The following is a 20,312-nucleotide window of genomic DNA, read 5'->3' as shown; positions in this document are numbered from 1 at the left end:
GCCGGACATTCCAGTGGCGGAGGGGCATACATGACGGCGGCGGCACGACGCATGGTGGTCATCGGAGGCGACGCGGCGGGCATGTCCGCCGCGTCGCGGGCGCGCAGACTCAAGAGCCGGGGCGAGCTGGAGATCCTGGCCTTCGAGCGCGGCCCGTTCACCTCGTACTCGGCCTGCGGCATCCCGTACTGGGTCGGCGGGTTGGTGAACGGCCCCGACGAGCTGGTGGCCCGGACGCCCGAGACCCACCGGGGCCGCGGGATCGACGTACGGACCCACACCGAGGTCGTCGAGATCGACCTCGCCGGGCAGCGGGTCCTGGCACGGGACCTCGATCCGCACGGCGAGGGCGAGCGGTGGTACGGCTTCGACGACCTGGTCATCGCGACCGGCGCCCGGCCGCGCCGCCCCGGGATGCCCGGCATCGACGCCCCCGGCGTCCACGGGGTGCAGACCCTGGACGACGGGCGGGCGCTGCTGGAGTCCCTGGAGGCGGCCCCGGTCGAGCGGGCGGTGGTGATCGGCGCCGGGTACATCGGGGTGGAGATGGCCGAGGCGCTTATCCAGCGCGGCTCCCGGGTGACCGTCCTGGAACGCGGTGACCAGCCGATGTCCACGCTCGACCCCGATATGGGGCGGCTGGTGCGCGACGCGATGTCGGGACTCGGCATCGACACCGTGACCGGCGCGGAGGTCACCGAGGTGGTCACGGGCGAGGACGGCCGGGTGCGGGCGGTGGCCACCAAGATGAGCGAATACCCCGCCGATCTGGTGATCCTGGGCCTCGGAGTGGCTCCCGAGACCGGGCTCGCCCAGCAGGCGGGGCTGCCGGTGGGCGACTACGGCGGGCTGCTGACCGATCAGGCCATGCGGGTGCGCGGTTACGACAACATCTGGGCGGGCGGTGACTGCGTCGAGGTCCTAGACCTGGTCTCCGGCCGCACCCGGCACATTCCGCTGGGCACCCACGCCAACAAGCACGGGCAGGTCATCGGCTCCAATGTGGGCGGCGGCTACGCGACCTTCCCCGGTGTCGTCGGCACGGCGGTCAGCAAGGTCTGCGATCTGGAGATCGCCCGCACCGGGTTGCTGGAGGCCGAAGCGGCCGCCGTGGGGTTCCAGTTCGAGGCGGTCACGATCGAGGCGACCAGCCGCGCCGGGTACTACCCGGAGGCCCGGCCGATGACGGTGAAGATGCTCGCCGAACGGCGCACCGGACGACTGCTCGGCACGCAGATCGTCGGCCGCGAGGGCGCGGGCAAGCGCGTGGACGTCGCGGCGGTGGCACTGACCGCCGGAATGACGGTGGAGCGGATGACGGCCCTGGACCTGGGCTACGCCCCACCGTTCTCCCCGGTATGGGACCCGGTGCTGGTGGCGGCGCGCAAGGCGGCGGCGACCGTGAGGGCGGCGGAGCGCCACTGAGCGCGCGGTGCGCTCTCTCCGGGGTGTCCGGCGGATCGTGACGCCTGCGGCGGGCTGTTCCCCTACCCGCCCCTTCCCACAACCGGGGCTCCGCCCCGGACCCCGCTCCTCAAGCGCCGGAGGGGCTGGAATCAGCCCGTCCGGCGCTTGAGGACACGCCCGAAGGGCGTCCGGGGTCCAGGGGCGGAGCCCCATGGTTCGGGAAGGGGCGGGTAGGGGAACAGCCCGCCGCAGGCGCCGAGCCCCGCCGCCGGTCAGTGCGCGCCGTCGATGATCCGCAGCGCCCCCCGCACCCGCTCGCCCACATGGCGGGGGCAGCCCCACACCTCAAGCCCGAAGGACGGCTCGGGCGCGCCGTACTCCCCCGGCGCGTACAGATGGTTGAGATGGGCGCCGTAAGGATCCTCGTGGAAGCCGAAGTGACGGCGCCCCGCCAGCTCACCCAGCACCTCCCAGGGGTGCGCGTCCCCATGCGGACAGGGCCCGGCCCCAGCCGCCGGACCGGTCCGCACCGCACCCAGGATCGCCCGCAGATCCCGGTGGACGGCCTCCGGCGGGGCCTCCTCGCCCGAGGTCACCGACCAGCAGGCCACCAGCAGCAGCACCAGCCGCTCGCGCGGATCCGCCGGGCCCGCCGCGAACCGCCGCGCGGCCCACAGCCCGGCGTCCTCCGCGGCCTGCCCGTCCCGGCAGCGGAAGCGCACGGCGCGGGTGAGCCGTTCGATGTCCAGCCGTCCGCCGGGGCTCAGCAGCACCCCGTCCAGGTGAGCGGTGTCCCGGAGCCCGAAGAGCCGTTCGCGCCCGGTGCGCAGATGGTCCAGCGCCTCGCGGGCGATCGCGGCGAGGAAGACCGGGCACAGCCACGCCTCCAGCGGCGCCGTCTCCAACTCCTCGCGGTGCCAGTGGCGGTAGACGCCCCGGCCGCCGGGGCTGAGCAGATGGATGCCCACGGTGGCCTGCTCCGCGGTGTCCCGGCCCACCTCGGGGTGCTCGCCCCCGCCGTGCGCGCAGGACGCGCCGCCGAGGCCGGGCAGCACCGCCTCCAGGGCGTCGGCCATGGCGTCCAGGACCCGCCGGTCGCGGATCCGGCCGCTGGCCGCGTACCAGCAGGCGGCGTGCAGGATGACCACGAGCCCGGCGCGGTGGTAGCCCAGGGGGTTGCCGACCAGGTTCCTGGCGTAGGTGGACAGCTCCTGGGCGGGGTCCACCGCCGCGCTCGGGTAGTCCCAGACGATCGAGCGCAGGTCCTCGGCGCGGCGCGCGTCGCGGACCGGGAGCCGGGGCGGGATGCCGCCCACGCTGCCGGGGGCGATGATGTCGATGGCGACCCGCGCGTACCCGGCGATGTCGCGCGGGCACAACCACCGCTCCTTGGGGGCGTCGTCCTCCCAGTCGGGGTCCTGACCCTCGGTCAACCCGTTGGTGAGCAGCGGCAGATCGTCCACGAAGTGGTCGATCCGGTCGTCCAGATCGCTCTCGTACGGATGCGTCCGGTGGCCGCAGGGGACCTCGCGCAGCCGCCGGTCGGTGGCGTAGAGCGCCTCCAGGGCCGCCGCCGCGACGTCCTTGCGGGAGAACCTGCCGATGTGCGCGGCCATCATGACCAGCCCGAGCGTCCAGGCGTACGCCCCCTCGCCCGCGGGGTCGGCCACCAGCCGGCTGGCACAGTCCAGGACGACCCGGTCCGAGTCGCCGCCATAGGTCTCGTGGAGGATGCCGTGCCAGTCGTCGACGAAGTGGACACACTCCGGCTCCGGCGACTCCTGTGGTGCTGACAGCGCGGTGGCGGGCATGTCGGTCATGCCCCACACGACGCCACGGGCAGCACATGGGTTCCCGGCTGGTTCAGACCTTCACAGAAGGTGCGCGCGATGCGCTCTGGGTGTGCACATACTCCACGAGCCGGGTCAGCGCGTCCGGATCGGTGCTGGGCAGCACTCCGTGGCCGAGGTTGAAGATATGCCCCTCGATCCCCCGGGCCGCCTCCAGCACCTCGTCCGCCTTGGCCTCGACGGCGGTACGCGGGGCGAAGAGCACCGCGGGGTCGAGATTGCCCTGGAGCGCCTTGCCGGGGCCGACCCGCCGGGCGGCCTCGTCCAGCGGCACCCGCCAGTCGACACCGACGACATCCGCGCCCGCCTCGCCGAGCAGCCCCAGCAACTCACCGGTGCCCACGCCGAAGTGGATGCGCGGCACACCGTATCCGGCGACCGCCGCGAAGACCTTCGAGGAGGCGGGCAGCACGCTGCGGCGGTAGTCGGCAGGGGCCAGGGCGCCCACCCAGGAGTCGAAGAGCTGGACGGCCGAGGCGCCCGCCTCGATCTGCACCGTGAGGAAGGCGGCGGTGATGTCGGCGAGCCGGTCCAGCAGCGCGGCCCAGAGCGCCGGGTCGCCGTACATCAGCGCCTTGGTGTGCTCGTGGTTGCGCGAGGGGCCGCCCTCCACCAGATAGCTGGCGAGCGTGAAGGGGGCGCCCGCGAAGCCGATGAGCGGGGTCGCGCCGAGCTCACCGACGAGCGCCCCGATGGCCTCGGTGACGTACTTCACATCGTCCGGGTCGAGCGGACGCAGCCGCTCCAGATCGGCGCGGGTGCGGATCGGCCGCTCGATGACAGGCCCGACACCGGGCTTGATGTCGAGGTCGATACCGATGGCCATGAGCGGCACGACGATGTCGCTGTAGTAGACGGCCGCGTCCACCCGGTGGCGGCGCACCGGCTGCAGCGTGATCTCGGTGACCAGGTCGGGCCGCATGCAGGACTCCAGCATCGCGGTGCCCTCGCGCAGCTTGCGGTACTCCGGAAGCGAGCGCCCCGCCTGCCGCATGAACCACACGGGCGTATGGGGCACCGGCTCCCGGCGGCAGGCCCGCATGAAAGCCGAATCGGCTGTGGCACTGGCCGCGGCACGGCCGGTCTGCTGCTGGCCCGAGGGCCGCTCGTTGGCGCTCATGCCCCAGATTTTCGCACGGGCCGAACGAGTGACCCGCCAACCCGGGTGTTCCTCCCCGGTTAGGGCCCTCAGTGCGCCTAGTCTTCCGGGCATGGCAGCGGTTCAAGGACACCTCTCGAACGGTGCTGACGGCCCCGACGACACGGACGCGGGCGGCGAGGACACCCCTCCCGCCTTCCGGCACGCCGTCACCGCGCTGCGCGGTGTGCGGGTGCGGCCCGAGGTGGAGCTCGATCCGACCCCACCCCCGCGTCGGCTCGCACCCTACTCGTACGCGCTGGAGGCGGTGGTCACCGGCGCGGCGGGCGATGACGAGGAGCTGGCCGAGGGGCGGCTGATCCTGCTGCACGACCCGGCCGGGCACGACGCCTGGCGCGGCACCTTCCGCCTGGTCACGCTGGTCCACGCGGACCTGGAGCCGGAGATCGCGGCGGATCCGCTGCTGCCGGAGGTGTGCTGGTCCTGGCTCACCGGCGCGCTGGAGGCCCGCGGTCTGCCGTACGGGGAGCCCAGCGGCACGGTCACCCGGGCGAGCTCGCACTACTTCGGTGCGATGGGCGAGCGGGAGCCGTCCACCCGGATCGAGATCCGCGCCTCCTGGACCCCGTCCGACCACCCGCCCCCGGAACCGGCCCACCCCGCGCCGCGCCGCCCGGAGCCGACGGGAGAGGACGCCGCCGAACGGCTCGGCGTACCGGACACCGCGGGACACCTGGCCGCGTGGTGCGACCTCCTGTGCCAGATCGCGGGCCTGCCTCCGGCGGGGACCTCGGAGGCGGGGGTCGTCTCGCTGCCGCAGCGGAGGGGCCCCCAGCCGCGCTGAGCTTCGGAACATCAGGGATGTCCGAAAAAAGACGCTGAGCCCGCCGATGCCCTGAAGCCGAGCCCGCCGATGCCCTGAAGCCGAGCCCGCTGATGTCCTGAAAAAGATCGACCACGATCGATCAGTCGTCCTAATTGCCCGAATTGTTACTCACCAAATCGTGATCATTCTCTAAAGCCCGGCCGTATCGGTGCCGAAGGACGTGGTGACCCGTCCCACCACTTACCCAGGAGGACCTGGTGTCTGTTCTCCTCGAGCAACCGTCCAGCCTGGTCGCCTACCGCCCCAACAAGCCGACGGCCATGGTGGTCGTTGCCGACCCCCGCGTTCGTTCCACCGTCACCCGCCACCTCTGGGCCCTCGGGGTGCGCGACGTCATCGAGGCGTCGTCCATCGCGGAGGCCCGCCCCCGCATCGGGAATCCGCGCGACATCTGCGTGGCCGATGTCCACCTCCCCGACGGCTCCGGCCTCACCCTGCTGTCCGAGACCCGCGCCGCGGGCTGGCCCAACGGGCTGGCCCTGTCCGCCGCCGATGACATCGGCGCCGTACGGAACGCGCTGGCCGGCGGCGTCAAGGGCTACGTCGTCACCGGCACCCGCACCAACCTCGGCATCCCGGGCCGCCCCGGCGCCGCCCCGCTCGGCGCCGCCGCCCGGATGCACCGCCGCCCGCCGGGCGCCCCCGGCCACCCGGGCGGCTACCGGGAGCTGTCGGGCCGCGAGGTCGAGGTGCTGAGGCTGGTTGCGGAGGGCCAGTCCAACAAGGCCATCGGCGTCTCGATGGGCCTGTCCGCGCTCACCGTCAAGAGTCACCTCGCCCGGATCGCCCGCAAGCTGGGCACCGGGGACCGGGCGGGAATGGTCGCGGTCGCCCTGCGGACCGGAATCATCCACTGACCCGTACCGCCCGCCCGGCCGCCGCGCCACCGCCCACCACCCCCGCGCCCGTCGACGGAACGTTCCGTCGACGGGCGCCCTGCGTACTCCCCGCACACAGCTACCCTTGACAGGTGACCGACGCCCAAGAGACCGCAGCAGAGACGACACTGCGAACCACCGGGGGCGCTCCTCCGGACGACCTCCCCCCGGCGCCGGTCCCCTTGCTGGAACCGCGCGAGGGCATTCCGCCCGTCACCGCAGACGCGGACACGCTGGCCGAGGTCATCGCGACCTTCGCCGCGGGCCACGGCCCGGTGGCCGTCGACGCCGAGCGCGCCTCCGGCTACCGCTACGGACAGCGGGCCTATCTGGTCCAGCTGCGCCGGGCCGGAGCGGGGACCGCACTGATCGACCCCGTCGGCTGCCCCGACCTCTCGGGTCTGGGCGCCGCGATCGCCGACGCCGAATGGGTCCTGCACGCCGCGACCCAGGACCTGCCCTGTCTGCGGGACATAGGCATGGTCCCGTCCCGGATCTTCGACACCGAACTCGCGGGCCGGCTGGCCGGGTTCGCCCGGGTGGGGCTCGGCGCCATGGTCGAGAACATCCTCGGATACGCCCTGGAGAAGGGCCACTCCGCCGTCGACTGGTCCACCCGTCCGCTGCCCGAGCCCTGGTTGCACTACGCCGCGCTCGACGTCGAGCTGCTGGTGGACCTGCGCAACGAGCTCGAGGAGGAGCTGGCGCGGCAGGAGAAGCTGGACTGGGCGCACCAGGAGTTCGCGGCCATCGCCGCGGCCCCGCCCGCCCCGCCGCGCAAGGACCCCTGGCGGCGGACGTCGGGCATGCACAAGGTCCGGCGGCGCCGGCAGATGGCCGTGGTGCGCGAGCTGTGGACGGCCCGGGACCGGATCGCCCAGCGCCGCGATGTCTCACCGGGCAAGGTGCTGGGCGACGCGGCCATCGTCGAGGCGGCACTGGCCCTGCCGGGAGACGTCCGGGCGCTGACCGCGCTGAACGGTTTCGGCCACCGGATGAACCGGCGCCAGCTGGAGCAGTGGCAGGCCGCGGTGGACCGGGCGCGGGCGCTGCCGGAGGCCGACCTCCCGCAGCCGGGCCAGCCGGTGGCCGGTCCGCCCCCGCCGCGGGCGTGGGCCGACAAGGACCCGGCCGCCGCGGCGCGGCTCTCCTCGGCGCGTGCGGCCGTCACCCAGCTGGCCGAACAGCTGAATCTCCCGCAGGAGAACCTGATCGCCCCGGACACCGTCCGGCGGCTGTGCTGGGAGCCGCCCGCCGAGCCGACGACGGAGGCGGTCGCCGCCGTTCTCGCAGGTCACGGCGCCCGCGCCTGGCAGGTCGACCAGGTGACCCCGGTGCTGACGGCCGCCTTGCTGACGCCCCCGGCGTGATGTGACGCGCGTGGACCGGCGGCCCCGCCGCCGGTCCACGGCTGTGACGTTCGCCCCTCCGGCGGTGAGGACTGGGCAGCTTGGTTACTCATAAGTAGCATGAGGGGGTGACGGCGCGCCCCCGGCGTGCCCGCAGCAGTGCCATCCCGCACCTGGAGGAGAGCCAACGTGCCTCGTACCGCTAGGGACGTCGTCTTCGTCGACGGCGTCCGGACCCCATTCGGCAAGGCGGGCCCGAAGGGCATCTACCACGAGACCCGCGCCGACGACCTGGTCGTCAAGTGCATCCGGGAGCTGCTGCGCCGCAACCCGGATCTGCCGCCGGAGCGCATCGACGAGGTGGCCATCGCCGCGACGACGCAGATCGGCGACCAGGGCCTGACCATCGGCCGCACCGCGGGCATCCTGGCCGGACTGCCCCAGTCCGTCCCCGGCTACGCCATCGACCGGATGTGTGCCGGTGCGATGACCGCCGTGACCACCACCGCGGGATCGATCGCCTTCGGCGCCTACGACGCCGTGGTCGCGGGCGGCGTCGAGCACATGGGCCGCCACCCCATGGGCGAGGCCGTCGACCCCAACCCCCGCTTCGTCTCGGAGAAGCTGGTCGACGAGTCGGCCCTGTTCATGGGCATGACGGCGGAGAACCTCCACGACCGGCTGCCGCACATCTCCAAGCAGCGCGCCGACGAGTTCGCGGTGCGCAGCCAGGAGAAGGCCGCCAAGGCGTACGCCAACGGCAAGATCCAGCAGGACCTGGTGCCGATCTCGGTGCGCCGCACCTCCCCCGAGGCCGGGGAGACCGGCTGGGGCCTGGCCACGGCCGACGAGCCGATGCGCCCGGGCACCACGCTGGAGGGCCTGGCCACGCTGAAGACCCCGTTCCGCCCGCACGGCCGGGTCACGGCCGGTAACTCCGCGGGGCTCAACGACGGCGCCACCGCCTCGCTGGTCGCCTCCGAGGACTTCGCCCGGGAGCTCGGCCTGCCGGTGAGGATGCGCCTGGTCTCGTTCGCCTTCGCGGGCGTCGAGCCCGAGGTGATGGGCTACGGCCCGGTCCCGGCCACCAAGAAGGCCCTGGCGAAGGCCGGTCTGTCCATCGCGGACATCGGCCTGTTCGAGATCAACGAGGCGTTCGCCGTCCAGGTCCTGTCGTTCCTGGACCACTACGGCATCGCGGACGACGACGAGCGCGTCAACCAGTACGGCGGCGCGATCGCCTTCGGCCATCCGCTGGCCTCCTCCGGTGTCCGCCTGATGACGCAGCTGGCACGGCAGTTCGAGGAGCACCCCGAGGTCCGCTACGGCATCACGACGATGTGCATCGGCTTCGGCATGGGTGGCACCGTGATCTGGGAGAACCCGCACTTCGAGGGGAACAAGTGACCAACACCGCAGAGCTTCTCAAGGGAGCGGCAGAGCTCTTCCCGGGCGAGGTCGTGACGCAGGCGCACGTCCGCCACCTCGATCTCCCCCAGGGCGCGGGCCGCTTCGCGCTCATCACACTGGACAACGGCCTGGACCACACCAAGCCCACCACCTTCGGCCCGGCCTCGCTCGCCAACCTCAACACGGCGATCGACCAGGTCGAGAAGGAGGCCGCGGACGGCGAGATCACCGGTGTCGGCATCACCGGCAAGCCGTTCATCTTCGCCGTGGGCGCCGACCTCAAGGGCGTGGAGCTGCTGAAGCGCCATGAGGACGCGCTGGCCATCGGCAAGGGCGGCCATGACGTCTTCAAGCGGCTGTCCGCGCTCGCCGTGCCCACCTTCGCGTACTACAACGGCGCGGCGATGGGCGGCGGGGTCGAGGTCGGGCTGTACTGCGCCTACCGCACCGTCTCCGCGGCGCTGCCCGCCTTCTCGCTGCCCGAGGTGTTCCTCGGCCTGGTGCCCGGCTGGGGCGGCTGCACCCTGCTGCCGAATCTGATCGGCGCCGACCGCGCGGTCTCGGTCATCATCGAGAACTCGCTCAACCAGAACAAGCAGCTCAAGGGCGAGCAGGTCTACGAGCTCGGGATCGCCGACGCGATCTTCGAGGGCGCGGACTTCCTGGAGCAGTCGCTGATCTGGACCGCCGCCGTCCTCAAGGGCGAGATCGAGGTCGTACGGCCCGAGATCGACCGCGGCGACGCCTGGCACGAGGCCGTGGTGCGCGGCCGCGCCATCGCCGACGGCAAGGTGCACGGGGCGGCCCCGGCCGCCTACCGCGCGCTGGAGATCATCGACGCCGCGCGCAACGGCGACCTCGCCCGGGGCTTCGAGGCCGAGGAGAAGGCGCTCGCCGACCTCATCATGGGCAGCGAGCTGCGCAGCGGCATCTACGCCTTCAACCTGGTGCAGAAGCGCGGCAAGCGCCCGGCCGGGGCGCCGGACAAGTCGCTGGCGCGCCCGGTATCCAAGGTGGGCGTCGTGGGCGCGGGGCTGATGGCCTCGCAGCTGGCGCTGCTGTTCGCACGGCGTCTCGAGGTGCCGGTCGTGCTGACCGACATCGACCAGGAGCGGATCGACAAGGGCGTGGGCTATGTCCACGGCGAGATCGACAAGCTGCTGCTCAAGGGCCGGATCAACCCGGACAAGGCCAACCGGCTCAAGGCCGCGGTGACCGGTTCGCTGGACAAGGCCGCCGCGTTCTCCGACGCCGACTTCGTCATCGAGGCCGTCTTCGAGGAGATGGGCGTCAAGCAGCAGGTGTTCGCCGAGGTCGAGGCGGTCGTGCCGGAGCACGCCATCCTCGCCACCAACACCTCCTCGCTTTCGGTGTCCGAGATGGCCTCCCAGCTCAAGCACCCCGAGCGGGTCGTGGGCTTCCACTTCTTCAACCCGGTCGCGATCCTGCCGCTGCTGGAGATCGTCCGCGGTGAGAAGACCGATGACGCGTCGCTGGCCACGGCCTTCGGCGTGGCCAAGAAGCTGAAGAAGACCGGCGTCCTGGTCAAGGACGCCCCGGCGTTCGTCGTCAACCGGATCCTGACCAGCTTCCTTGGCGAGATCCAGAACGTGATCGACGAGGGCACCCCGGTGGACGTCGCCGAGCGCGCGGTCGAGCCGCTGGGCCTGCCGATGTCCCCGCTGGTGCTGCTGGAGCTGGTCGGCCCGGCGATCGGTCTGCACGTCTCCGAGACCCTGCACGGCGCGTTCCCTGACCGCTTCACGGTCTCGGAGAACCTCAAGCGCGTGGTCGAGGCGGGCAAGCGCAGCTTCTACGTCTATGCCGACGGCAATTCAGCCAAGCCGGAGCTGGACCCGGAGGTCACCGCGCTGCTCCAGCAGGGCGACACCGTCCTGACCGAGGAGCAGGTGCGCGCCCGGGTGCTGGACGTGGTCGCGCGGGAGATCGGGCTGATGCTCGAGGAGGGCGTCGTCGCCGAGGCGCAGGACATCGACCTGTGCCTGATCACCGGTGCGGGCTGGCCCTTCCACCTGGGCGGCCTCACGCCGTACCTGGACCGCGAGGGCGTCTCGGAGCGGGTGAACGGGAAGCCGTTCCTCGAGCAGGGCGTGGCGAGCGTTCCCGCGTAGCGCCGGGTCGGCGGTGCGTGGCGTCCCCGGGTGCCGGACGGGCAAAGTCCCGTCCGGCACCCGGCCGTTCCGTGGCTTGCCCGGTGCTTCCGAGGGCTCGTCCGTGCTGTCCGGGGCGGGCCCGCCGCGCTGGGTTGGCCCTCAGCCGGGCTGTGGCGCCGCTCAGGCGCTTCCCACGCGGGTCCATGCCCCGAGTGCCAGCCCGCGTTCGTCGGTCTTCTGACGGGCTACCAGGAGCTTTCCCTCCAGCGCCAGCGCGGCCAGCACCACCCGGCCCTGGGCGTCCAGCGCCAGCGCCGGGGTGTGGGCGCCCTGTTCACCCGACGGCGTCCACCACACCCCCGCCGCCTCGTCCTCGCAGGGGTGGGCGGCGACGGCGAGCCCGCCGACCGCGGGGTCCTGGTGGGCGAGGACGGTGCAGTCGTGACCGTCCACCAGGGCGCGCACCGCGGCGACCGGGCCGGTGCCGGTGGCCCCGCCCAGCGGTGCGGGGGCCGGGGCGTCCGGCCGCCAGGCCATGAGCTCACCGCTGCGGGCGTCCCGCCAGTAGTGGGTGAGGGTGCCGGGGCTGCTCTCCACCGTGGACGCCGAATCCGGCCGGGCGTCGGCGGGGACGTCCTCGCCCTGCTTGGGGGCGGCGCCGGGCTTGGGCTGGAACCAGCGCAGGGCGGCGCCCTTCCCGGCCGGTGCGAGCAGTTCGAGCCGGCCGTCGGCGGTCGAGGCCGCCGACATGGAGCCCAGGACGTGCATGCCCTTCCAGTCGGTCCAGCGCTCCCAGGCGCCCTTGGGGTCCTGCCGCCGCGCGCTCACCCCGCCCCCGGCGTTGCGTACGAAGACGCGGAGGGCGCCGGAGGAGTCCACCGCGGCGGCCGGGGGTCCGGTGCGCTCGGCCTTGCGGGCGTCCTTCGGATGCGGGGTGCCCAGCGAGTGCCACGCGGTCAGCGGGCGGCCGGACTGGAACTGGGTGGCGTGGACGACGTCCACGCGCGCCGGTTCCCCGTCGCCGCCCGGCCGGCGCCGAAGGCCCACCAGGTGCGCATACCCCTCGGGGCTCTGAACGACGGTCAGCCCGGCCAGGCGGCCGGACACCTCGATCAGCCACGGCCCCGACCACTCCGCCCCTCCGGGGCGGTCCTCGGTCCAGCGGGCGACACCGCCCGTCACCGGTGCGTAGGCCGTGAGCCTGCCGTCCTTGCCGCGGAGCAACCGCAACGCCATGGCCCGCTGCCAACCCTTCCCGGAGCCCTTCCACCTGATCGAACGATGTCCATAGTAATTTGCCTGAACTATGGATGGGGTTGTGGTCGTGGACGCCGCCAATGTGGTCGGTTCGGTTCCGGATGGCTGGTGGCGTGACCGGCGCGGCGCCGCCGAACGCCTCCGCGACCGGCTGGCCGTCCTCGCCGGGGCCGGGCTCCCCGGCCGCCCGGGCGTGCCCGGCTGGGCCACGGAGCCTCCGGTGGACATCGTGATGGTGGTCGAGGGCGCGGCGCGGGGCGTCGAGCCGGTGGCGGGCGTACGGGTGGAGAGCGCGCCGGGCAGCGGCGACGACCACATCGTGGCCGTGGTGGCGGCCCGTGAGCAGGGCCGCCCCTGCCTGGTGGTGACGGCGGACCAGGGGCTGCGGGCGCGGGTGGCGGCGCTGGGCGCGGAGACGGTGGGCCCCCGTTCGGTCCGCCCGAACGGCTCGGCGCCCTAGACGGTCCGACGGTCGCCGGGATCAGCTCGCCGTGGCAGGGCGCTGAGTACGTCGGCTGCGGCGGGGCTGGCGGCTGGGGCGGAGCCCCAGGTTCGGGAAGGGGCGGGGAGAGGGAAGATCCCCCGGGCGCACCCGCCGCCTACCCCGTGCGCGTTCCCGCCTCGCTCACCCGGCTGTGGCGGCGCCCGTAGAAGGCGTAGACGAGGAGGCCGATGGCCATCCACACCCCGAACCGCACCCATGTCTCCGCGGGCAGATTGAGCATCAGCCACAGCGACGCGGCCACCGACAGGACCGGCAGCACCGGCACCCAGGGGGTGCGGAAGGCGCGGGGCAGATCGGGGCGGGTGCGGCGGAGGATGATGACGCCCAGGGCGACCACGACGAAGGCGAAGAGCGTGCCGATGTTCACCAGCGCCGCCAGCTCGGAGATGGAGGTGAACCCGGCGACCACCGCGATGACCACGCCCAGCACGACCGTCGAGCGGTACGGCGTGCCGAAGCGCGGATGCACCCGGGAGAAGACCCTGGGCAGCAGCCCGTCCCGGCTCATCGCGAAGAACACCCGGCTCTGGCCGAGCAGCAGGATCATGGACACGGTGGTGAGCCCGACGGCGGCGCCGAAGCTGATGAGGCCCGCGTAGAACGGATGGCCGGTCGCCTTGAAGGCGTCGGCGAGCGGCGCGTCCACCGACAGCTTGGTGTACTTCTGCATGCCGGTGACCACGATGGACACCGCGACGTACAGCACCGTACAGATGAGCAGCGAGCCCAGGATGCCGCGGGGCATGTCCCGCTGCGGGTTCCGGGTCTCCTCGGCCGCGGTCGCCACGATGTCGAAGCCGATGAAGGCGAAGAAGACCACGGCGGCGCCGGTGAAGATCCCCTGGACGCCGAAGGTCGTGGGTTCGTAACCGAACATCAGCTGGATCAGCGGCGCCTTCAGCCCCGAGCCGGAGACCGTGCCCTGGGCCTCGGGGACGAAGGGGTGGTAGTTCCCCGGGTGGATGAAGAAGGCGCCCGCGATGATGACGAGCAGCACCACGGCCACCTTGATCGCGACCACCACGGAGGTGACCCGCGCGGACAGCTTCATCCCGCAGACCAGGATCGCGGTGATCACCAGCACCAGCAGGAACGCCAGCAGGTCGAAGGAGAAGCCGTGCGCGGCCTCGGGCCCGGACAGGGCGTCGGGCAGGTGCCATCCGGCGTTGTCCAGCAGCGAGCGGATGTACCCCGACCAGCCCACCGAGACCACGGCACAGGCGAGCGCGAACTCCAGCACCAGGTCCCAGCCGATGATCCAGGCGGGCAGCTCGCCCAGTGAGGCGTACGAGAAGGTGTACGCGGACCCCGCGACCGGAACCGTCGAGGCGAACTCGGCGTAGCACAGCGCGGCCAGGGCGCAGGCCACTCCGGCGGCCACGAAGGACAGCGCGGTCGCGGGCCCCGCCTGCTCCTTGGCGACCGAGCCGGTGAGCACGAAGATGCCGGTGCCGATGATGACGCCGACGCCGAAGACCGTGAGGTCCAGGACGGACAGGGAGCGGGTGAGGGTGTGTTCGGGCTCCTCGGTGTCCTGGATGGACTGCTCGATGCTCTTCGTCCGCAGGTAGCGCGGCCGGACTTTGCCTCCGGTGCCTCCGCCTGGTTCCGATTCGCTCACCGGTGTCACCTCCACGCCTGCCGTGCGGCTCATGCTTCTGGTTACCGATCGGCGTCGAGGTATGCACGCTCGGGGCCGTCCCCGATTCACCCGATGGGGGCGTGCGGTACGACAGACGCTGGGCCGGTCGGAGCACGAAGCGCTCCGGCCGGCCCAGGTGCAAAGAGGCTTGCCCGGGCGTAAAGGGGCGGTCCAGGCACCAAGGGGCGGCCCGGGCGTAAAGGGGCGGTGGCTCAGTCGCGCACCGGCTCGGCCGTCGTCCGCCGGGTCACACCGGCGCCGCCGGCGCCCTGGGGGCCCGCGTCCGCGGACTCGTTCCCGTAGCGGCCGTCGAGCCTGGAGACCAGCCCGGTGACCTGTCGGGCGATGTCCGGCGCGGTCAGCCCGATCTCCGCCATGACCTCCTTACGGGAGGCATGGTCGAGGAAGCGCGGCGGGATCCCGAAGTTGCGCACCGGCATGTCGAAGCCGCCGTCGCGCAGCGCCTGGGCGACGGCCGCGCCGACACCGCCGACCCGGATGTTGTCCTCGACGACGACCACGACGCGGTGGAGGTCGGCGAGCACGGGCAGTTCCTCGTCCACCGGCTTGACCCAGCGGGGGTCGACCACGGTGGTCGTGATGCCCTGCTTGTCCAGGAGGTCGGCGACCTCCAGACACATCGGGGCGAGCGCGCCGACCGAGACCAGCAGTACGTCGGGGGCGTCCCCCGCGGACTCGGCGGGCTCCCGCAGTACGTCCATGCCGCCGACCCTGCCGACGGCCGCGAGCGCCGGACCCACCGCGCCCTTGGAGTAGCGCACCACGGTCGGGGCGTCCGCCACCTCCACGGCCTCGCGCAGCTGGGCGCGGACCTGGTCGGCGTCGCGCGGGGCGGCGATCCGCAGACCGGGGACCACCTGGAGCAGCGACAGGTCCCACATGCCGTTGTGCGAGGCCCCGTCGGTGCCGGTGATACCGGCGCGGTCCAGCACGAAGGTGACTCCGCACTTGTGCAGCGCCACATCCATCAGGACCTGGTCGAAGGCGCGGTTGAGGAAGGTGGCGTAGACCGCGAAGACCGGGTGGACGCCGCCGGTGGCCAGGCCCGCCGCCGAGACGGCCGCGTGCTGCTCGGCGATGCCCACGTCGTAGACCCGGTCAGGGAAGCGCTTGGCGAACTCGGTGAGCCCCACCGGGTGCAGCATGGCCGCGGTGATCGCGACGATGTCCTCGCGCTCCTCGCCGAGCTTGACCATCTCCTCGCCGAAGACCGAGGTCCAGTCGGCGCCGGAGGCCGAGATCGGCAGCCCGGTGTCCGGGTGGATCTTGCCGACGGTGTGGAAGCGGTCCGCCTCGTCCTGGAGCGCGGGCTGGTAGCCACGGCCCTTCTCGGTGAGGCAGTGCACGATGACCGGGCCGCCGAAACGCTTCGCCCGCTGCAGCGCCGACTCCAGCGCCTCGATGTCATGGCCGTCGATCGGGCCGACGTACTTCAGCCCCAGGTCCTCGAACATGCCCTGCGGGGTGATGAAGTCCTTCAGCCCCTTCTTGGCCCCGTGCAGCGTTTCGTACAGCGGCCTGCCGACGACCGGGGTGCGCTCCAGCAGGTCCTTGCCGCGGGCCAGGAAGCGCTCATAGCCGTCGGTGGTACGGAGGGTGGCGAGGTGGTCGGCCAGGCCGCCGATGGTCGGGCCGTAGGAGCGCTCGTTGTCGTTGACGACGATGACCAGCGGGCGGTTCTTGGCGGCGGCGATGTTGTTGAGCGCCTCCCAGGCCATACCGCCGGTGAGCGCCCCGTCGCCGATCACGGCGACCACACGGTCCTGCTTGCCGAGCAGCTCATTGGCCTTGGCAAGGCCCTCGGCCCAGCCGAGGACGGTCGAGGCGTGGCTGTTCTCGATGATGTCGTGCTCGGACTCGGCCCGCGAGGGATAACCGGACAAACCGCCCTTGGTCTTGAGCTTGGAGAAGTCCTGGCGGCCGGTGAGCAGCTTGTGTACGTAGGACTGGTGGCCGGTGTCCAGCAGCACCTTGTCCCGGGGCGAGTCGAAGACCCGGTGCAGGGCGATGGTCAGCTCCACCACACCGAGATTGGGGCCGAGATGGCCGCCGGTCCTGGAGACGGCGTCGACGAGGAAGGTGCGGATCTCCGCGGCCAGCTGGTCCAGCTCCTCCGGAGTGAGCCGGTCCAGATCGCGCGGTCCCGTGATGCGGGTCAGCAGCACCCGTGCCTCCTTGCTTCGAGCGTCTCCATGGAGCTTGCCGTCCGCCCGAGTCTAATGTTCCGCTCTCCGGCGGCTGCCTCCCCCCGAGGCGATCTCCATCACGCGGGCGCTCCCGAGACGGCTGCCCGGTGCCTTCCGTGAAGGCACCGGGCAGCCGGACGGACGGAGGAGGCGTCCGGGGTCAGCCGCGACCCGCGGACCGCTGTGTCCTGCGCGACACCGAGTCGATGACGACGGCGGCCAGCAGCACCCCACCGGTGATCATGTACTGGACGGAGTTCGCGACGCCCAGCAGGTTCATCCCGGACGAGATCGAGCCGATCACCAGCATGCCGAGCAGCGCCGACCAGACCGAGCCCCGGCCGCCGAAGAGGCTGGTGCCGCCGATGACGGCGGCCGCGATGGCCTCCATCAGCAGGTTGCCGGTACCGGCCTGCTGGCTGGCGGAGCCGATCCGGGAGGCGATCATGATGCCGCCGCTCGCGGCCATCAGCCCGGCCAGCGAGTAGACCGAGATCCGGATGGCGACGACGTTGATGCCCGCGCGGCGGGCGGCCTCGACGCTGCCGCCCAGGGCGATCACCTTGCGCCCGTAGGAGGTGCGGCGGACCACGAAGTCCAGGATCACCAGGACCGCCACGAAGATCACCAGCGCGAGGGGCAGGCCCTTGTACTCGTTGAGCCGCCAGGCCGCGGCGTAGACGATCACCGCGAGCACACCCGTGCGGACCAGGATCTCGCTCAGCGGCCGCGAGGGTATCCCGACCGCCTTACGGCGCCTGCTGTCCAGGAACTGGGCGAGGAAGAAGCCCGCCGTGGCCACCGTGGCCGCCCCGTACGCTGCGATGAGCTGGCTGAAGTAGTGCGCGGTGAGATCGCGTACGAAGCTGTCGTCGGCGATGCTGATGGTGCCGGTGGTGCCGAGCACCTGGAGCATCAGACCGTTCCAGGCCAGCAGACCGGCCAGGGTCACCACGAAGGCCGGTACGCCGATCTTGGCGAAGAAGAAGCCGTGCACCGCGCCGAGCACCGCGCCGCTGGCGAGTGCCGCGAGCACCGCGATCCCCTCGGGCACCCCGTGGTTGACGTTCAGCACCGCCAGGGTCGCCGCGGCCAGACCGCTGAGCGAGCCGACGGACAGGTCGATCTCGCCGAGCAGCAGCACGAAGACGATCCCGACCGAGATCATGCCGGTGCCGCCGAGCAGGATGGAGAGGTCGGAGAGGTTCTTGGGCGAGAGGAAGGCGCTGTCCTTCGCCTGGAAGACCGCCCAGATGATGGCGATGCCGACGATGACCGGGACCGCGCCCAGGTCGCCGCTGCGCATCTTGCGGCCGAACTCCGTCAGATAGCCCTTGAAGCCCTCCTGACGGACCAGCAGCCGGGGGTCGACGACGGTGACCGCGTCCTTGGCGACGGGGTTGGCGTCGGCCGGGCCGCCCGCCTTGTTGGCGCCGTTCGACGGGCCGCCGTTGGTCTTGTCGACGTTCGTGGTCACTTCGCGACCTCCCCGCTACGCGCCTTGCGGCGGGTCACGGCGTTGTCCGTGGCGCCGGTGATGGCGGAAATGATCTCTTCCTGAGAGGTGGCCTTCACATCGAAGATGCCGTTGTTGCGGCCCAGCCGCAGCACCGCGACCCGGTCCGCTACGGCCTTGACGTCGGCCATGTTGTGGCTGATGAGGATGACGGCGAGGCCGCGGTCGCGCAGCCGCTCGACCAGGTCAAGGACCTGTGCGGTCTGCTCGACGCCGAGGGCGGCGGTCGGCTCGTCCAGAATCACCAGCTTGGGCTCGCCGAGCATCGAACGGGCGATGGCGACGGTCTGCCGCTGGCCGCCCGAGAGCGAGGCGATCGGGATCCGCACACTGGGGATGCGGATCGACAGGGTCTGGAGCAACTCACGGGAGCGCCGCTCCATTTCGACCTCGTCGAGCACCCCGGCGCGCAGGATCTCGCGGCCGAGGAAGAGATTGCCGACGACATCGATGTTGTCGCAGAGGGCGAGGTCCTGGTACACGGTCGCGATGCCCAGCTCCTGGGCGTCGTGCGGCCGGCTGACCTCGACGGGCTTGCCCTGCCACTCGATGACGCCTTCGTCGGCGGGGCCGACTCCGGCAATGCTCTTGACGAGGGTCGACTTGCCGGCCCCGTTGTCGCCCACCAGGGCGACGACTTCACCGGCGTGGACCTCCAGATGGATGTCGGTGAGCGCCTGGACGGCGCCGAACCGCTTGGAGATCCCGCGCAACGCCAACACGGGTCCGTTCGGCACGATGGCCATCTCCGTTCCGGGCAGGGTGGCCCCTGCTGAGTGACGGAGGGGAGAGCGCGCCCTCCCCTCGATTGGGGGGTGAGTCAGGGAGGCGGGCCGTCCGCGGATGCGGACGGCCCTGCTCCCAGGTGTGCCGGGGACCGGCTGTGCGCCGGCGACCGGCCGTTACTTCAGACCGGCCTCGGCGCACGCCGCCTTGAGCTTGGCGGTGCAGATCTGGTCGATCTTGTAGATGCCGTCCTTGACGACGGTGTCCTTGATGTTCTCCTTGGTCAGCGAGACCGGGGTGATCAGCGTCGCCGGGATGTCCTTGGTGGTCGGGCTGTCGACCGTGTTGGACTCGTTGACCTTCTCGCCGCGGCCGAGCGCGACGGCCATCTCGGCGGCGGCGGTGGCCTCGTCCAGGTAGGACTTGTACACGCTCATGTACTGCTCGCCGGTGACGACGCGGCGGACACCCTCGATCTCGGCGTCCTGCCCGGTGACCGGGGGCAGCGGGTTGAAGCCGCCGCTCTTGAGCGCGGTGATCGCGCCGCCCGCCATGCTGTCGTTGGCCGAGTAGACGCCGACGATGTTGTCCTTGCCGAGCGAGGAGATGGCACCCGTCATGGCCTCGTTGGCCTTGTCCGCCAGCCAGCGGTCGACGTCGTAGGACTTGCCGATGTCCACCTTGCCCTTGAGGACGGACAGCGCGCCCTTCTTGAACATGGCGGCGTTGGGGTCGGCCTCCCAGCCGTTGAGCATGACGATCTTGCCGCTCTTGGCCTTGTCGCCCAGCGCCTTGAGCAGGGCCTTGCCCTGGACCTTGCCGACCGTCTCGTTGTCGAACGAGGTGTACGCGGAGACCGGGCCCTCGGCGAGCCGGTCGTAGGCGATGACGGGGATGCCGTCCTCGTCGGCCTTCTTGACCGAGCTGGCGATGGACTTGGAGTCCACCGAGTCAAGGATGATCGCGTCGACCTTCTTGGTGATCATCGAGTCGACCTGCTGCTGCTGGACCGAGGGGTCCGACTTGGCGTTGACGTAAAGGATCTTGCAGTCGGCACAGAGTGCCTTGATCTTCTTGGTGACGAAGGGCCGGTCGAAGTTCTCGTATCTGGCCGTCTGATCCTCAGGCAGCAGCAGCCCGATCGTGAGCGGACCCGTCTTCTTCTTGTCGTCCTTGCTGTCGTTGCTGGCCTCCTTCGCCGAGCCACAGGCGGCGAGGGCGACCGTCATCGACATGACAGAAGCGGCGAGAGCGACGCGACGCATCGTTGCGTTCATTTAGGGGTGACCTCCCTGACGAGGCCGCGTCATTGCGGCCGAGGTGGCTGGAAGTCAACTCGGCTGCCCGCATGGCGTCAAGAAGTAAATCCTTAACGAGATGGCAACGGTGCCATTCGTTATCTGAGTGAACGCAGCCGGACAGGCCGGATAGACGGAGCGTGACCGGACAAAGTCTCCCAGGCAAGC

Annotated in this window: 15 protein-coding genes; 7 read left to right on the top strand and 8 right to left on the bottom strand. The window is 71.6% G+C overall.

Annotated features, from left to right (window positions below; translation table 11 throughout):
• Nucleotides 1-30 precede the first annotated feature (30 nt).
• Nucleotides 31-1,425, top strand: a complete 1,395-nt coding sequence (locus tag VT50_RS23400; RefSeq protein ID WP_046089237.1) for an FAD-dependent oxidoreductase — start codon at nucleotides 31-33, stop codon at nucleotides 1,423-1,425.
• A 254-nt stretch (nucleotides 1,426-1,679) separates the two neighbouring features.
• On the opposite strand, the gene VT50_RS23395 is transcribed toward VT50_RS23400, so the two are convergent.
• Together VT50_RS23395 and hemE are read right to left on the bottom strand one after the other, a co-directional pair.
• Nucleotides 1,680-3,227: a hypothetical protein gene (locus VT50_RS23395; protein WP_078840923.1), complete on the bottom strand. Its 1,548-nt coding sequence runs from the start codon at nucleotides 3,225-3,227 to the stop codon at nucleotides 1,680-1,682.
• A 43-nt stretch (nucleotides 3,228-3,270) separates the two neighbouring features.
• A complete protein-coding gene (gene hemE / locus VT50_RS23390; RefSeq protein WP_046089285.1) occupies nucleotides 3,271-4,377 on the bottom strand; it encodes a uroporphyrinogen decarboxylase in 1,107 nt (368 codons plus the stop codon).
• A 91-nt stretch (nucleotides 4,378-4,468) separates the two neighbouring features.
• On the opposite strand from hemE, the gene VT50_RS23385 reads away from it, so the two are divergent.
• From VT50_RS23385 to VT50_RS23365, 5 genes are all read left to right on the top strand, one after another.
• On the top strand, nucleotides 4,469-5,200 hold the full coding sequence (locus VT50_RS23385) for a DUF3000 domain-containing protein (RefSeq protein ID WP_046089284.1): 732 nt from the start codon (nucleotides 4,469-4,471) through the stop codon (nucleotides 5,198-5,200).
• A 239-nt stretch (nucleotides 5,201-5,439) separates the two neighbouring features.
• Complete coding sequence (locus VT50_RS23380) at nucleotides 5,440-6,099, top strand: response regulator transcription factor (RefSeq protein WP_014175686.1); 660 nt, start codon at nucleotides 5,440-5,442, stop codon at nucleotides 6,097-6,099.
• Between the two features lie 113 nt (nucleotides 6,100-6,212).
• A complete protein-coding gene (locus VT50_RS23375) occupies nucleotides 6,213-7,490 on the top strand; it encodes a ribonuclease D (protein WP_046089283.1) in 1,278 nt (425 codons plus the stop codon).
• Between the two features lie 168 nt (nucleotides 7,491-7,658).
• Complete coding sequence (locus VT50_RS23370; protein WP_046089282.1) at nucleotides 7,659-8,876, top strand: thiolase family protein; 1,218 nt, start codon at nucleotides 7,659-7,661, stop codon at nucleotides 8,874-8,876.
• Entirely contained in the window at nucleotides 8,873-11,011 is a 2,139-nt protein-coding gene (locus VT50_RS23365; protein WP_046089281.1) for a 3-hydroxyacyl-CoA dehydrogenase NAD-binding domain-containing protein, read from the top strand. Before VT50_RS23370 ends, VT50_RS23365 begins: the two co-directional genes overlap by 4 nt.
• A gap of 162 nt (nucleotides 11,012-11,173) precedes the next feature.
• Here VT50_RS23365 and VT50_RS23360 read toward each other — a convergent pair whose 3' ends face one another.
• Nucleotides 11,174-12,229: a PLL family lectin gene (locus tag VT50_RS23360; protein WP_053048761.1), complete on the bottom strand. Its 1,056-nt coding sequence runs from the start codon at nucleotides 12,227-12,229 to the stop codon at nucleotides 11,174-11,176.
• Nucleotides 12,230-12,299: 70 nt separating this feature from the next.
• On the opposite strand from VT50_RS23360, the gene VT50_RS23355 reads away from it, so the two are divergent.
• Nucleotides 12,300-12,710 carry a PIN domain-containing protein gene (locus VT50_RS23355; protein ID WP_046089280.1) on the top strand — a complete coding sequence of 137 codons (411 nt, stop codon included), beginning with the start codon at nucleotides 12,300-12,302 and terminating at the stop codon, nucleotides 12,708-12,710.
• Nucleotides 12,711-12,849: 139 nt separating this feature from the next.
• Here the strand turns inward: VT50_RS23355 and VT50_RS23350 are convergent, their stop codons facing one another.
• The 5 genes from VT50_RS23350 to VT50_RS23330 all read right to left on the bottom strand — a co-directional run bounded on the left by VT50_RS23350 (nucleotide 12,850) and on the right by VT50_RS23330 (nucleotide 20,123).
• Nucleotides 12,850-14,376, bottom strand: coding sequence for an amino acid permease (locus tag VT50_RS23350; protein WP_240529275.1), 1,527 nt, complete (start codon nucleotides 14,374-14,376; stop codon nucleotides 12,850-12,852).
• Between the two features lie 233 nt (nucleotides 14,377-14,609).
• A complete protein-coding gene (gene dxs / locus VT50_RS23345; RefSeq protein WP_046089279.1) occupies nucleotides 14,610-16,583 on the bottom strand; it encodes a 1-deoxy-D-xylulose-5-phosphate synthase in 1,974 nt (657 codons plus the stop codon).
• 181 nt (nucleotides 16,584-16,764) lie between these two features.
• Nucleotides 16,765-18,081 (bottom strand): sugar ABC transporter permease, encoded by a 1,317-nt coding sequence (locus VT50_RS23340; protein ID WP_046089278.1) that lies wholly within the window; start codon nucleotides 18,079-18,081, stop codon nucleotides 16,765-16,767.
• Nucleotides 18,078-18,866, bottom strand: coding sequence for an ATP-binding cassette domain-containing protein (locus tag VT50_RS23335; protein ID WP_046089277.1), 789 nt, complete (start codon nucleotides 18,864-18,866; stop codon nucleotides 18,078-18,080). The genes VT50_RS23340 and VT50_RS23335 overlap by 4 nt, the downstream gene beginning before the upstream one ends.
• A gap of 156 nt (nucleotides 18,867-19,022) precedes the next feature.
• On the bottom strand, nucleotides 19,023-20,123 hold the full coding sequence (locus VT50_RS23330; RefSeq protein WP_075200502.1) for a substrate-binding domain-containing protein: 1,101 nt from the start codon (nucleotides 20,121-20,123) through the stop codon (nucleotides 19,023-19,025).
• Nucleotides 20,124-20,312 lie beyond the last annotated feature (189 nt).

The sequence above is a fragment of the Streptomyces antioxidans genome (assembly GCF_000968685.2).
Classification (GTDB): Bacteria; Actinomycetota; Actinomycetes; order Streptomycetales; family Streptomycetaceae; genus Streptomyces; species Streptomyces antioxidans.
This window is presented reverse-complemented; position numbering and strand designations above follow the sequence as displayed.

Coding starts and splice junctions, on each gene's coding strand:
- VT50_RS23400 (WP_046089237.1), top strand. CDS start 31: ATGACGGCGGCGGCACGACGCATGGTGGTCATCGGAGGCGACGCGGCG.
- VT50_RS23395 (WP_078840923.1), bottom strand. CDS start 3,227: ATGACCGACATGCCCGCCACCGCGCTGTCAGCACCACAGGAGTCGCCG.
- hemE (WP_046089285.1), bottom strand. CDS start 4,377: ATGAGCGCCAACGAGCGGCCCTCGGGCCAGCAGCAGACCGGCCGTGCC.
- VT50_RS23385 (WP_046089284.1), top strand. CDS start 4,469: ATGGCAGCGGTTCAAGGACACCTCTCGAACGGTGCTGACGGCCCCGAC.
- VT50_RS23360 (WP_053048761.1), bottom strand. CDS start 12,229: ATGGCGTTGCGGTTGCTCCGCGGCAAGGACGGCAGGCTCACGGCCTAC.
- VT50_RS23355 (WP_046089280.1), top strand. CDS start 12,300: ATGGATGGGGTTGTGGTCGTGGACGCCGCCAATGTGGTCGGTTCGGTT.
- VT50_RS23335 (WP_046089277.1), bottom strand. CDS start 18,866: ATGGCCATCGTGCCGAACGGACCCGTGTTGGCGTTGCGCGGGATCTCC.
- VT50_RS23330 (WP_075200502.1), bottom strand. CDS start 20,123: ATGAACGCAACGATGCGTCGCGTCGCTCTCGCCGCTTCTGTCATGTCG.